Source organism: Bacillus sp. FSL R5-0820 (genome assembly GCF_038593385.1).
Lineage (GTDB): Bacteria > Bacillota > Bacilli > Bacillales > Bacillaceae > Bacillus > Bacillus altitudinis.
Window position 1 is genome coordinate 1,178,704 of record NZ_CP151991.1, and the last position, 14,041, is coordinate 1,192,744.

At 39.5% G+C, this 14,041-nt stretch carries 15 protein-coding genes; 7 read left to right on the forward strand and 8 right to left on the reverse strand.

Annotated features, from left to right (window positions below; genetic code table 11):
- Window positions 1–18: 18 nt before the first annotated feature.
- A complete protein-coding gene (locus NST15_RS05985) occupies window positions 19–267 on the reverse strand; it encodes a DUF2651 family protein (RefSeq protein ID WP_017367047.1) in 249 nt (82 codons plus the stop codon).
- A 597-nt stretch (window positions 268–864) separates the two neighbouring features.
- Here NST15_RS05985 and NST15_RS05990 point away from each other — a divergent pair.
- Window positions 865–1,752 carry a macrolide 2'-phosphotransferase gene (locus NST15_RS05990; protein WP_342498939.1) on the forward strand — a complete coding sequence of 296 codons (888 nt, stop codon included), beginning with the start codon at window positions 865–867 and terminating at the stop codon, window positions 1,750–1,752.
- 43 nt (window positions 1,753–1,795) lie between these two features.
- On the opposite strand, the gene NST15_RS05995 is transcribed toward NST15_RS05990, so the two are convergent.
- Together NST15_RS05995 and NST15_RS06000 are read right to left on the reverse strand one after the other, a co-directional pair.
- Window positions 1,796–2,671 carry a LysR family transcriptional regulator gene (locus tag NST15_RS05995; RefSeq protein WP_342494637.1) on the reverse strand — a complete coding sequence of 292 codons (876 nt, stop codon included), beginning with the start codon at window positions 2,669–2,671 and terminating at the stop codon, window positions 1,796–1,798.
- Between the two features lie 23 nt (window positions 2,672–2,694).
- Complete coding sequence (locus NST15_RS06000) at window positions 2,695–3,393, reverse strand: amino acid racemase (protein WP_342494638.1); 699 nt, start codon at window positions 3,391–3,393, stop codon at window positions 2,695–2,697.
- Window positions 3,394–3,585: 192 nt separating this feature from the next.
- Between NST15_RS06000 and NST15_RS06005 the strand changes: the two genes are divergently transcribed.
- On the forward strand, window positions 3,586–4,110 hold the full coding sequence (locus NST15_RS06005; protein ID WP_342494639.1) for a DinB family protein: 525 nt from the start codon (window positions 3,586–3,588) through the stop codon (window positions 4,108–4,110).
- A gap of 4 nt (window positions 4,111–4,114) precedes the next feature.
- On the opposite strand, the gene NST15_RS06010 is transcribed toward NST15_RS06005, so the two are convergent.
- Window positions 4,115–4,678, reverse strand: a complete 564-nt coding sequence (locus NST15_RS06010; RefSeq protein ID WP_342493440.1) for a GNAT family protein — start codon at window positions 4,676–4,678, stop codon at window positions 4,115–4,117.
- A gap of 16 nt (window positions 4,679–4,694) precedes the next feature.
- A complete protein-coding gene (locus NST15_RS06015; RefSeq protein ID WP_019743043.1) occupies window positions 4,695–5,600 on the reverse strand; it encodes a LysR family transcriptional regulator in 906 nt (301 codons plus the stop codon).
- A 112-nt stretch (window positions 5,601–5,712) separates the two neighbouring features.
- Here NST15_RS06015 and NST15_RS06020 point away from each other — a divergent pair, with 112 nt between their 5' ends.
- Entirely contained in the window at window positions 5,713–6,870 is a 1,158-nt protein-coding gene (locus tag NST15_RS06020; protein ID WP_035701038.1) for an MFS transporter, read from the forward strand.
- Between the two features lie 114 nt (window positions 6,871–6,984).
- On the opposite strand, the gene lpdA is transcribed toward NST15_RS06020, so the two are convergent.
- Window positions 6,985–8,379: a dihydrolipoyl dehydrogenase gene (lpdA, locus tag NST15_RS06025; protein WP_342498940.1), complete on the reverse strand. Its 1,395-nt coding sequence runs from the start codon at window positions 8,377–8,379 to the stop codon at window positions 6,985–6,987.
- Window positions 8,380–8,563: 184 nt separating this feature from the next.
- Here lpdA and NST15_RS06030 point away from each other — a divergent pair, with 184 nt between their 5' ends.
- Window positions 8,564–9,133, forward strand: coding sequence for a TetR/AcrR family transcriptional regulator (locus tag NST15_RS06030; protein WP_076821842.1), 570 nt, complete (start codon window positions 8,564–8,566; stop codon window positions 9,131–9,133).
- Between the two features lie 30 nt (window positions 9,134–9,163).
- Entirely contained in the window at window positions 9,164–9,583 is a 420-nt protein-coding gene (locus NST15_RS06035; protein ID WP_342498941.1) for a GNAT family N-acetyltransferase, read from the forward strand.
- 92 nt (window positions 9,584–9,675) lie between these two features.
- Here NST15_RS06035 and NST15_RS06040 read toward each other — a convergent pair whose 3' ends face one another.
- Window positions 9,676–10,047 carry a hypothetical protein gene (locus tag NST15_RS06040; protein ID WP_008348328.1) on the reverse strand — a complete coding sequence of 124 codons (372 nt, stop codon included), beginning with the start codon at window positions 10,045–10,047 and terminating at the stop codon, window positions 9,676–9,678.
- 650 nt (window positions 10,048–10,697) lie between these two features.
- Between NST15_RS06040 and alr the strand changes: the two genes are divergently transcribed.
- A complete protein-coding gene (gene alr / locus NST15_RS06045; RefSeq protein ID WP_048003017.1) occupies window positions 10,698–11,879 on the forward strand; it encodes an alanine racemase in 1,182 nt (393 codons plus the stop codon).
- A gap of 78 nt (window positions 11,880–11,957) precedes the next feature.
- On the opposite strand, the gene NST15_RS06050 is transcribed toward alr, so the two are convergent.
- Window positions 11,958–13,070: an NAD(P)-dependent alcohol dehydrogenase gene (locus tag NST15_RS06050; RefSeq protein WP_048003016.1), complete on the reverse strand. Its 1,113-nt coding sequence runs from the start codon at window positions 13,068–13,070 to the stop codon at window positions 11,958–11,960.
- A gap of 214 nt (window positions 13,071–13,284) precedes the next feature.
- Here NST15_RS06050 and NST15_RS06055 point away from each other — a divergent pair, with 214 nt between their 5' ends.
- Window positions 13,285–13,899: a TetR/AcrR family transcriptional regulator gene (locus tag NST15_RS06055; RefSeq protein ID WP_057079653.1), complete on the forward strand. Its 615-nt coding sequence runs from the start codon at window positions 13,285–13,287 to the stop codon at window positions 13,897–13,899.
- Window positions 13,900–14,041 lie beyond the last annotated feature (142 nt).

The following is a 14,041-nucleotide window of genomic DNA, read 5'->3' on the forward strand; positions in this document are numbered from 1 at the left end:
GGGCTTTTTGAATGTAGTTTATGATCTCTTTTTATTTAAAATTTTCATGATGAATAATGCTATATATGAAGCAATGAATGAGCCTAAAGTGTAAACAACTGCCCAGCCTATAAAAGAAACATTAAAAAGTGTAAATGTCAGGATGAGCAAAATGATAAAGCTCACAACTGGCATGAAATAAACCTTTTGTATAATCAATGTGACGATAAATGAAGCGATGATCAGACTTACTGGAAGCAAGCCGAATGCGAATTCTAAATGAGTCATATCCATTCTCCTTTTAATTGACTTAGCTACTTTTGATTTGTTCTCATTGCCTCTCATACACTCAAAATTCATAGTACATCGGGTTTTTGAGTTTAATAAATTATATTAGATAGAAGAATCAATAACCATATCATACCGTGGAAAAATAAAATTATTTCATTTTATGTAATTTAAAGGGTGTTTGATGATTTTAAATCCTTCTTTTTGTCATCTTATTGAAAGTCATATTTAAATAACGTATAGTAACTTTATATGACAAAGAGGAGGATGGTTAAAGATGATGCATGCAGGAAGATTACGCCAGCAAACTTTGAACAATCAGTAATTTCATATGTTCAAAGGCTCTGTTTTCATCAAAACGGAGTAAACGGGGTAGTCTGCACATTTTTAATGATCTTCAGCGGGAAAGTATGCAATTTCACTAGAAAAGAGGCAGCTAATCGATCTGTCTTTTTTTGTATGTTTTTTATGATGCAAAGAAAGGCATATGTCTAGCTTTGTTTACTCTGACCACATAAAGTAGCCTGTTTGTGGGTTTTGTGATGATATTCTTGATGCCTATTGATCATGACTAAATGAGCAATTGGAGGAATGGATATGAATAGACTGGAATTAAAGCAGTTAGTCAAACATCACGGATTAGAGATTTTAGAGAATACCATCAAAATAAATGAATCAGGTGTGGATTTCCGTGTCGCTCACGTCGAAGATTTACATGGTGATCAATGGATATTAAGAATGCCTCGCAGACCTGAATCAATGAAACATACCTTACAAGAAAAAAAGACATTAGATTACATTAGTAATCAGGTTCACTTTCAGGTTCCTAAGTGGTCTATCTTTACAAAAAGTCTGATTGCTTATAAACAATTAGAGGGGGTACCGGCGGCTAGTATTGATGTGGAACAGCAATCTTATGAGTGGAGTTTTGACCAAACGAATGTACCGCAAGCTTATTATGGAAGAGTTTTAGCGAATGTACATTCCTTAGATCAACAGCCTTTTAAAACGATCGGTGTGGAGATGCTCAGTGCTCATGAATTAAGAGGATCAATGAAACAGCGAATGGAACGTGTCAAATCGCAATACACCATTAACAGCGGTTTATGGGAGCGCTGGCAAGAATGGCTAGCTAAAGATTCTTTATGGCCGCCTTTTGTGGGAGTGAAGCATGGAGATTTGCATCCTGGTCACATTCTGATTGATGAAAATCAATGTGTTACCGGTGTGATTGATTGGTCTGAAGTGGGGATTGGTGATGTATCTGCAGACTTTTTGTCGCATCAACTTCTCTTTGGGAAAGAAGGATTAACGAAACTTATCCATGCGTATGAAAAAGCAGGCGGGAGAACTTGGTCAGGAATGGATGAACATATAATAGAACTTCTGACGACAAGTGCGATCACTGTGGCCGAGTACGCACAGAGATCAGGATTGAAAGATATGTATGAAACGGCAGCATACATGTTGGCAAACGAAAGCTAATCTATCAGAACAAATCCAAAAAAGCCCCTAAAAAGGGCTTTTTTTAATCTAATTCATGAAAAAACTGTTTGAGTTGATCAATGAAAACGGATTTGGATTTTCCTTTTTTATAAATGAACTCGATATTGATGTTGAAATGAATGGATGGATCGATTGAAATTTGTTTTAGTGTTCCTTGTTCTACTTCATTTCTAACACAATGATGAGGAAGAAACGATAGTCCCATTCCTTGTAGCACTAAATTTTTTGCAGTTTCCATATGATCAACCTCAATGGAAATGTTCGGTGTGATGTTGTTTTTTTGAAATAATCGGTGGAGCATCAACCAATCAAATGACCCATAGTCAAAGAAAATAAAAGGTTGTTCTTCTAGTTCATTCATATTGATGTTGTCATGGCTGGCAAGAGGGTGATGAGTTGGGACGAACAGCCCGATTGGATCGCTGAAAATCGGGATTGATTCAATTTGAGGATGTGTTTCAGTCCTGACAATGCCAAAGTCTACTTGGTTGTTAATCACTTTTTGGACAACATCCTTTGAATGTCCTGTTACAATTTTCACTTTCAGGTTTTCGTATTTTTCTTTTAGGGCGGGCAATATGTTAGGCAATAGATTATTGGAAATAGAGGATGCGCATCCAATCGTCAATTCATAAGGGATCACCGTTTGTTTGAGACTATGCTTTGCTTCTTGATACGAATGGAGAATCTTTTTGGCATGCGGGTAAAACTGTTCACCTTTTTCCGTCAGAGATAGTTTATTTCTCTGTCTATCAAATAATTTCAGGTCTAATTCTTTTTCTAACGATTGAATACGTGCCGATACAGAAGGCTGGGTTAAATACAGTGCTTCTGCAGCTTTATTGATACTGCCTAGCTGGCATACATAAATAAACGCTTCTATATTCTCAATATTCATGTTATCCCCTTATATGACGTTCTTTAAATGTTTAGCTTCTCAAGCTCATACACTAATTTTACAGCTTCTTTCGCCAAAATGACAGTAGGGTCAATCACTTTCACAGCTTTGGTTGACCTTAGAACTAAAGGAATTTCTGTACAGCCGGCAATGATGGCTTCTGCTCCTTGATTGATTAAAATTTCTGCAGCTAACGCCAGTTCACTTTCGCCTTTACTCAATTTCCCTGCTTTCACGGCATAAATCCCATTCATCACGTTTTTCTGAAGATTTTCACTAGGAGTCATGACATCAATCTTGTGATGGGCACAAGCCTTTTGATAGAGCTGGGTTTTTAATGTGCCATCAGTACATAGTAAGCCCACAGACGTATAGTGATGTTTGTTCAGGTGCTTCGCGGTTTCTAATGGCATATTCATGATAGGGATATGAGTGGATTGTTGTACGTTTTCTAAAAAGAAGTGAGCGGTATTGCATGCAATCAGAATAAAGTCCGCTCCTGCGCGTTCTAATCTTTTGGTTGATGCAATCATATATTCTGTAGGATCTTCGCCTTTCCCAAATATGGCATTGGTTCTATCAGGGATTTGCGGATCATTATCAGCAATCACATGGAGATGATCCTGATCTTTAATAGCTGGTGTATGAGAGATGATTTTTTTCATCAGATCAATCGTCGCTAAAGGGCCCATACCGCCCATAATCCCAATCGTTGTAGACATCAATATCACCACATTTCATTTTTTTCTATTATAAAAAAAGAAAGGATGGTGAGTGTTATAGAAAAGTTCTATTTGTATATAGAAGGTTGATCAAAAGCGCCTTTTATTTTCTTCTTTATCTGTTTTGAGGTATGAGTTGCAATCTAATCAAAAAACATTAGAATAAAGAAAAATTGCTAAAGGAGCAACCATATGAATTTCAATTTGGATGAAGCTATAGATATGTTGAGTCGAACTCCTCGTACATTAGAAAGTCTTTTGTCAGGTTTATCGAAGGATTGGCTTCACAGTCGTGAAGGGGAGGGAACGTGGAATCCCGTTGAAGTCATTGAACATTTGATTGAAGCAGAGAAATTCAACTGGATTCCTCGATTAAATGTCATTCTTGCTGATGGAGAGAATGCCCCATTTCCTGCATTTGACCGCTACTCCCATTTGAATCAAACTGAAAGACAGATAGAACAAGCACTAGCGGAGTTTCATCATGTGCGGATGGAGAATGTGGCATACATTCAGCGTATGACACATTCAAGTCTTGATCTAGAGAAAAAGGGCGTCCATCCAGAATTCGGCGTCGTGCAAGTGAGCGAATTACTTTCTGCGTGGGTTGTCCATGATTTCACCCATATCTCCCAAATTGTTCGGATCATGGCGGAACGATATCGAACCGATGTAGGACCGTGGAGCGCTTATTTAGGGATTTTGAATAGGAAATAAATGATTAATGACGCTTCGCGGCCCACTCGGATTGAAGAATCGCATATTGATACTCATCGACCCAATGTCCTTTTGACATATAATTTTGTAGCAAATGTCCTTCGCGTCTCATGTCTAAACGTTCCAGCACTCGAATAGATTTTTCGTTTCGTACATCTGTAAAGGCAATGATTTTATGCTTGTTCAGTGTAGTGAAAATATATTCGATCATTGAATTCAAGGCTTCATGAATATAGCCCTTTCCTTGAAATTCAGGCGCGAGTGTAAATCCTATTTCAACGATTCTAGGCTCGCTGCCGAGTGTATGAATGGCGCAATCTCCTATCAACTGATTGGATTCAGATAAGGCAATCGCGTATTGAAACCACGTCCCTGGTTGATTAGGTTGTTGCGTCATTTGGTGTTGAACAAATAATTCAGCGTCTTCGTGCGTGTAGTTTTCCCAAGATTGAAATGTGGCAATAGAGGGGTTTGATCGGTATTGATAAAATGCTTCAATATCCTGCTGATCAAACTGGCGAATCACAATCCGGCTTGTTCTTGTAAATATGCTGTTTGCATTCTTCATGTTTTACCCTCACTTTTTAATTTGTTCTTGATTTGAAAAAGTCTATTAGCCATTCAGATAGCTGTTTTTGCGCTTTGGTCACAAATCGATCGGCATAATACGTTAATTCAAGATGCCGAACAGGAGCAGGGGCAGAAATAGGGATAGAGACAATATTAGGCCATGCTGAATGTTGCTTTAACAGCCCTCTTGGCTGGATGGTGGCGCCGATCCCGGCTTCAACCAACTGCAATAGTGAAGTGGCAGACCCAACATCCATGACCGTGTCCAATTCAAAACCGTGTTCTTTACATACGTCATCGACCAAATCTCTTCCTAGGTAGCCTTTTGGATACATGACCAGTGCATGCTTTGTCAGCTCTTTTAGCGTCACTTCACGCCTTTTTGCCAGTTCACTGTCTGAGTGAACAAACAATTCGTAGGGCTCATCGCCAAGTGGAATTTGAATCAGTCGTTTATCCGCAGGCCCGCGCAGCCCAATTCCGATATCGACTTTATGTGAGAGCACCTCGTCACGAACAAAGATGGTCGAAAAAGCCTTTAGGTTGATCTCTGGATACAGCGTTTTAAATTCTACAAAAAGCGGAACAAGCTGAAAGTCAAGATCAGAGGGAAGGACGGCAAGCCGAACGGTACCCCGCTGTTCAGATAACAGTTCTTTCATGGCATTTTTTGCATCTCGTTCAGCCTGAAGCATTTTCATGCCATATTGATAAAGAAGCGTACCAGCTTCAGTTGCAACTACTTTTTTACCGATTCGGTCAAAGAGCGGCATCCCAACTTCAGCCTCAAGCAGCTGAATCTGTTGGCTTAATGTAGGCTGTGATATACCTAGTTGCTCTGCAGCCTTTGTGAAATGTAAATGATCGAATACAGCCATAAAATAGGTAATGTGACGAGTATCCATATGCCATCCTTTCATTAATGATAGTATTTTCCTATCATCATAATACGAATTATTGTATTGATCAATGAATGAAGCGGATTTATACTCATAGTAACCTCAACAAGATGAGAGAGGAAGAAGAGTATTGATAAAAAAAATATTTTATTTAGCTGCTTTATTTTTAGCTGCCTTAAACTTGCGCCCAATCATTACATCCGTGGCTTCTATGATGAGCATGATTCAATCAGACCTTGGCGTTAGTGCACTCACGGCAAGTCTTTTAACCACTTTGCCGGTCTTGTGCATGGGAGTGTTTGCCCCTGTAGCAACGAAACTAAGCCGCCGGTTTGGATTAGAGAGAACTCTTTTTTTCTCGATTTTTCTTATCACAATTGCGACTGGACTGCGTGGTACAAGTCAAACGGTTACGATCCTTCTCGTGACAGCTTTTGCAGGAGGAGTTGGAATAAGTTTTGCCGGACCATTGTTGTCTAGTTTTATTAAAAAGTATTTCCCGAAAAGTCCTGGGATTGTCAGTGTGTACTCTATATCGATGACAGTTGGAGCTGCACTTGCTTCGGGCTTGACCATTCCGATTTACCTTCGCAGTGAGCATAACCTTCCACTTGCGTTATCTTGCTGGGCGGTTTTAGGCGTTATTGCACTGATTTTGTGGCTCGGTCTAGCTCGTCAAAATCAACAAGCGGATCATGCAGATGTGCCGCTGAGATTACCGCTGCGAAACAAAAAAGCCATTCAATTCACCTTGTTCTTTGGCTTTATGTCTAGCATGTTCTATTCGTTAACAGCGTGGATTTCACCCATTGCGCTTGATTTTGGGAATAGTCCGCAGTATGCCGCCATGCTGCTTACGATATTTACGCTCATTCAGATTCCGGTGGCATTACTCGTTCCAAACATCGTCAATCGTCTAGGAAAGCCGAAATTATTTCTGATTTTATGCAGTTTGTCAGAGCTGATTGGACTCATATTCCTTCTATTGCCAATGCCGATCCTGCCAGCTGTTATTTTTCTGGGGATTGGAGCAGGTGGATTATTTCCTTTAGCGCTTATGCTGCCTATTATTGAAACGCGTACACCAGAAGAAGCCGGTACATGGTCAGCGATGTCACAGATGGGCGGGTACATCATGGGAGGATTTGGTCCATTTTTAATCGGTTTGATTTTCGATATCAGCGGACATTTTCAAGCTGCTATTGTCGCAATGCTCGCCATCGTGATGCTGATGATTGGCGTGCAGTTATCGATGAAGTTAGGGAAAAAACGTGATGAGGTATCCAATTAAAGATCAATATACCGCTGCTTTTATATCATGACTCAATTGAAATCGCCATAGCCTATTCCTAAGTAGGCTATGGCGATTATTTTACTCAATTTTTAAAAGATGCACCTGAATGAATTATCGTGCCAGATTTTTTTCAACTTTACGAGTGGCCATTTCTGCAGCCTCCATGATCATTTCACCTAATGTTGGGTGAGGATGAATCGTCATGGCTAAATCTTCTACTGTAGCACCAATTTCAATAGAGAGAGAAAGTTCTGATATAAGAGTAGATGCCTCTGCACCTACGATCTGTGCTCCTAAAATAAGGCCAGATTCAGCATGGGCCACAATCTTCACAAATCCTTCTGGTTCTTTTAATGCCAGTGCTCGACCATTAATAGAGAACATTGTTTTTCCAGTAACAGTCGGAATGGATTGTTGCTTGCAATCCGTTTCGCTCAGTCCAACACTCGTCAATTCTGGGCTAGAAAACACAACAAGTGGGATCGCTTTATAATCGATCATCGAAGGTTTCCCGGCGATTGCCTCTGCTGCCACCTTCGCTTCATAGGAAGCTTTATGAGCCAGAGCAGGACCCTCGGTGATATCACCAATTGCATAAATGTGCGGGATGGATGTTCTGCATTGTTCATCAATTTCAATACGTCCGTGAGGGGGAATAGACACCCCGATAGAATCAAGACCTAATGTTCCATCTGTATTCGGTTTTCTTCCGACAGTAATTAGGGCATATTCCGCTTTCACCGTGTAGCTTTCTTTCTGTTTCTCATAATGAAGATCAATTCCGCTTATATGCTGCTCGGCATCTGTGACGTTTGCTCCTGTAATAATCGTGATGTTATCTTCTTTCAATTGACGAACGACAGGCGAGACAAGTTCACTTTCAAAGCCTGGCAATACTTGATTGCCACCTTCCAAGATGGTGACTTTTGTTCCAAATCTTGCAAACATCTGCCCTAGTTCAACACCAATATACCCACCCCCAACTACGACAAGGCTTTTAGGGATCTCGGGAAGGGATAGTGCTTCAGTGGAAGACAATATACGACCTCCGAAAGGGAGTGATTTAATTTCAATTGGACGAGAGCCGGTTGCTAATATAAGGTGTTTGAAGTTGATTCGTTTTTCACCTTTTTCGGCATGTTGAATCACCGCTGTATGCTGATCGAACAAGCTTGCATCGCCTTCCAAAATGGTAACTCCAGCTGACTTTAACAAAAATTGGACGCCTCCAGCTTGTTTTTCCACAACAGCTTTTTTGAACGCTTGAGCTTCATTGAAAGAACCGCCTTCTTGAAAACCACCCCATTGTGTGCGGAGTTTGAACCGCTCTGCTTCTGCTATTAGCGCTTTAGAGGGGATACAGCCTACATGGGTGCATACGCCACCTAACTGATCACGTTCTACAATCGCAGTCTTCATGCCGAGATGAGCTGAACGTAACGCCGCCACGTAGCCTCCCGGGCCTGATCCAATCACTAATGTATCTACTGTTTCTAAATGAATCATTTCTTGCACCTCCAATTTCAAAATATGATGTTCATAATATATTATAGTCATCATATTTTGGCGAAGTCAATCCCATTTGAGTGAGGAAAGATGGATTTCAGTCAATTGACACATGATAATATGATGAATATAATATTTTAATAAATACACTTAGATGAGTTAAAAGGAAGGAGGGGGAAAGAGGTTGCCTTATCCGAAAGGTCATAAGTCAAAAGTGAGAGAGCAGATCATCGCTAGTGCTGCACGAGCATTTCGAACAAATGGCGTCCGGAGTATCAGTTTGCCATACATTATGAAAGGGGCAGGTCTAACTCATGGAGGGTTTTACGCTCACTTTAAGAACAAGGATCAGTTGGTGATAGAGACTTTTCATTTTGCTATTACTGATACGATCAAGCTGCTGCAAAGTGTTGCAGATAAGAAAGTAGATCAGCCTCGAATTCAGACGATCATTGACTTTTATTTAAGTTCCGTTCACCGTGATCAGACGGAGATCGGCTGTATATTGCCTGCACTGGCAGGGGAGATTGCTCAATTATCGCAAGAGGTACGTAAAGCCTATACAGATGAATTGAAACGGTTTATGGCGTTTATAGCTGATACGGGAAACATAGATCTCTCTACCAGTTACGCACTAGTAAGCAGCATGATTGGTACAATTGCTCTTGCACGAGCTGTCAATGATTCGCAGTTCAGTGATCAATTGTTATTGGCAGGTAGAACACAGGCAAAACACATTTTAGAAGCGAATTAACATTCAAATGAAAACATAGGGGGTGTTGCGATGTTCATAAGAGAAGCAAGCATAGAAGATTATCCACAATTAAGACAAATCTATTTAGAATCCCGACGTCAGAGCTTTCACTGGCTCAATACAGAAGAAATCAAACTGCAAGATTTTGATCAAGATACGCAGGAAGAGCAAATTTTCTTAGCTGAGGAGAGCAATAAAATCCTTGGATTCATCTCATTATATGTACCAGATCGTTTTATTCATCTCTTGTTTGTACATCCAGAAGCTGCTGGTCAAGGGGCTGGCGATCTGCTGCTTAAGCAAGCTATAAAAGTTTTGGGAACACCAGTCACCCTCAAATGTGTATCCGAAAATCACAAAGCTTTGTCTTTTTATCAAAAAAGAGGATGGAAGGCTGTTGTAGAGGAAGGGGAGCCTGGGGCGAAGTACTGGGTGCTTGTTTATGAATAAGGATAAAATTGTAAAATAATCTAATGTGACTCACACGTTAGGTATTGGTGATCCTGCTTAAAAAAAAGCCTCCATAATAGAGGCTTTTTAATTTACTTTCTAACCGTTATATAAAGAGCGCCTAATAGAGCGCCATTTGATTTATACATCCATACTTCTACTTGGTTACTACCTGAATCTTTTAACCCTTTAATATCTCTACCGGATACAGAGACATACTGTGATCCTTTCACAACAACAGCATATGAGGCAATGTCATCAATAGGATAACTAGATCCTACGTTAATTGTGATATTTCTTGCATTTGTTTTAATTGGAGCATCCGCGGATAAAGATTTTAGCGTAATAGGCATAGATGAAAGATGATTAGTTTGAACGGATTCTTGAGCAGAAGCAACCCCTCCAATAGTAAAAGTCAATGCAGAAACAGCAATAAGAGAATACATAGATTTCTTCATTTTCATTCTAAAGCACTCCTTTTAAATTAGTTTACAAGTCATTAATTCGATATTAAATCGAGATATTCCTGTTAAAAAGTGTTAATTAATTGTGAACATTTTCCTTTCGGGATGAATTGAAATTTTCTGTGAAGAAAACGACTTAATATCTATCTATTAAAAATTTAAAACATTATTTTTTAGTAAGAATATTGCTCATTACTCGTATTGCTAAAGCTCCTTCTCGATTTGAATATCTACCTATTTTAAGAAATTTCCTCAGAGAATTGTGAAGAGGAAAAGTCTAATCTTTTCCCATGGATGATATTGAAAAAAATCTAGCCATTTCCTAATTCTATCTTCATTCATTCGCCGCTTAAAAGATCATTTACAACTAAAGAAGTGACACGGCATTGACCGTTTGCGGGACTCTATTTTGAACTAGATTGTGAAAGCCAAGCTTTATCAAGAGCATCATAATTATTTCAGTTTTGTAAGGTCCTATCATTAATGTCATTTCAGTGTGAATGTAAGTATTCAAGTCTATATAGGCTTTTTCAAGAATTAACAGGTCTTGGTTCTTATTGAATGTTTTTTGTATAAATGAATAAAGATAGACTATATGTTAAAACGAACACAAATTACAGAAGAAACTTATGTTAAAAGGAGGAACGATTATGAAAAAACTTTGCCGGGAAGTCTGGATCGAAGTTAATCTTGATGCAATTAAAAGAAATATCGAAGCCATTCAAGCGCATATTCCAAAGAAGAGTAAGATCATGGCTGTCGTGAAGGCGAATGCTTATGGACACGGTTCAGTGGAGGTAGCGCGGCAGGCACTAGAAAGCGGTGCGACAGAACTTGCAGTTGCTAGCTTAGAAGAAGGGATTGTATTGCGAAGAGCAAAAATAGAAGCACCTATTCTTGTGCTTGGATTTACACCGCTCGATTGTGTGAAAAGGGCCGCAGCCTGGAGAATCGATCTCTCCGGCCTTCGAGAAGACTGGATTGCTCAAGCAAATGAGATCTTAGCGGAAGAAGAAAGCCAGCGCCGGCTTGGGATTCATGTCAATGTTGACACAGGGATGGGGCGATTAGGTGTACGGACAAAGGAAGAGCTGTTAGCGGTGGTGAAGGCGCTTGAAAAGAGTGAAAACCTGAGGTGGGATGGAATATTTACGCATTTCTCCACTGCGGATGAGCCTGATCCTGATTTTACGTTGCTTCAGCACAGCATCTTCATTGATTTTCTTCGGTTTTTGAAAGAAGAAGGGATCAAACTGCCGACCGTACATATGAATAATACAGCTGCTTCGATTGCGTTTCCTGAATTTAGTGCCGATATGATCCGGCTTGGTATCGGACTTTATGGATTGTATCCATCGCAATATATTCAAAGCTTAGACGCTGTTCAATTGGAACCAGCACTAAGCTTAAAGGCAAGAATTGCTTTTGTAAAAGAAATGGTCACAAAACCTAGGACGGTCAGCTATGGGGCAACCTATGTGGCAAAGCCTGACGAAGTCATTGCGACCATACCGATTGGTTATGCAGATGGGTACTCACGTGCTTTATCCAATCGAGGGTTTATGCTTTTCCGCGGAGAAAGAATGCCGATTGCTGGCCGAGTCACAATGGATATGACGATGATCAGTTTAGGGGAAATGAAAGCAAAGCAAGGCGAGGAAGTCGTCATTTATGGCCGTCAAAAGGGCGGAGAAATTTCTGTTGATGAAATTGCTGAAATGCTGAATACGATCAATTACGAAGTTGTCGCGACCTTAAGCCGCCGAGTCCCAAGGTTTTATCGTCGAGGCGGGAAGATTATTAAAATATCGACGCCGGTGATGTATGTGTGAAGGTAAGGACAGCATGAAAGTCCAAAAATCCCCCTTTATATGGAAAGGGGGATTTTGAGTTTCATGTCTCATTACGACTTAAGCTCGATACTCTTTATCTAAAATAAGAATTGGTTTAATCGTAGATCCATTTTTAGAATCTTCAAAGGCTTGTTCAATCTCTTCTAATTCGTAGAATTTTGCTAGTTTCTCAACTGGGAATTGTCCATTTTTAAAGAACTTGACTAGTTTAGGAATGAATAGTTGAGGAACGGCATCTCCTTCTATCACACCTTTTAACGTGAGCGCATTGAGCATGAGATCATTTGTCACATTAAACGTTAAATCGCGCTTTCCTACTGCTACTGTTGCACAAGTTCCTTTGACACGTAGGCAGTGAAGAGCAGCTAGCGTGACTTCTGGTACTCCAGTTGTTTCAAATGAGTAATGTGCCCCTTTTCCTTCTGTGATTTCCTTGATTTTTTCAGTTGGATTCTCATGTTTACTGTTGATGACATGTGTTGCACCTAATTCTTTTGCTAACTCAAGGCGGCTATTATGGATATCAACGGCAATAATCGGATCACAGCCTGCAATTTTTGCTGCCATTAACCCACTTAAACCAACAGCGCCTGTACCGAACACAACAAAGCTTGTACCTGGAGCTGGAGCAAGTGAATTTAAGACAGTACCGCTCCCAGTCATTAAGCCGCAGCCAAATGGTCCTAAATAACGTAAATCAGTTTCTTTGTCTACTTTCACCACATTTTTCTCATCAACCGTTGCATATGTACCAAATGACGATTGACCAAAAAATTGTGATACATCTTGATGATCATGTGTATGGATAGGCGTTTCATTATGTTTATTACGACCAGAAAAATTCAGTGGAATCATGTTTTCACATCCACCAGCGTTCCCATCAAGACAATTATGGCAATGACCGCAATAAGCGAAACCTAGTACAACGTGGTCTCCTTCTTGAACGGTTGTGACATTAGAACCTGCTTTCACGACAATACCAGAGCCTTCATGTCCTAATAAAGCAGGACGTGGGACAGGAAGCGTGCCATCTAATACAGTGGCATCCGTATGACAAACGCCAGATGCAACGATTTTGACAAGCACTTCATCTGCTTTTGGATCATCTAGTAATAGTGTTTGTTTCTCGAAATCTTTTTCATTTGTTGTGACCATCGCTTGAATTTCCATATCATGTGCCCTCACTTTTTGTATAGTATGATATTCTGAAGAAAGGTTAGATCAAATGTCACAAAAAATTCATTTCTTTATGACTAAGTTGATTGTAGGACGAAAGATTTTTCGTTTCAATCAGCAAAAAAACTTTTTTGTATAGGTTTTCAACACAAATGAAATTATGTATCTCTAATCAACATTTTTTAAAAAGTGTCTAAAGGAGGGGCCCATGATCAAAAAAGAGGATCGCCGTGTTGAGCGAACAAAAGAAACACTTCGTCAAACATTCAAAATACTAGTAAAAGAAAAAGGATATTCGCACGTAAAAGTGAAGGATATTGTGGAAAAGGCAAACTATAATCGGACAACGTTTTATGTGCATTATGAAAGTAAAGATGAATTAGCAGCAGATGTTATTCACCGGGAAATGGTCGATTTTGAATATGAATTTTGTAAGCCGACTCGTGAAAATCCACTGTTGGATTTAACTCGCATGAAACCAGAGGGCACTGATGTATTTCAATATATCGTTGAAAATCGCGACTATTATGATTTATTAGTGATGGAAGACCGAATTCCCCACATACAAGAACAATTGCTTAAGAAAATACAATATATTTTCCAAAATAGAATGTCGTTTGTGAGTGATCAGTATGAAGAAATCAACGACAGTTATTTTGTCCAGTATCGTTCATACGGCATCTTTGGTTTTATCATTGAATGGATCAGAAATGACTACAATGCATCTCCCTCAGAAATGGCACGCCGCATTATCAATTTATTATATATTCAATCCTCACTTATGATTCAGTTGAAAGATGAAGAAGTGATTATGAAAAGGTAATGTCATATAAAATTGATATATATAGAATGATAATAATAGAAATAGGAGCGTCCTAAATTTATGACAAGTACAACGGTAAAAATTAAATTTTATTACAAATATGTCGATAAAAGGAGGGAAATTTAAGAGATGGAGGAAAGAA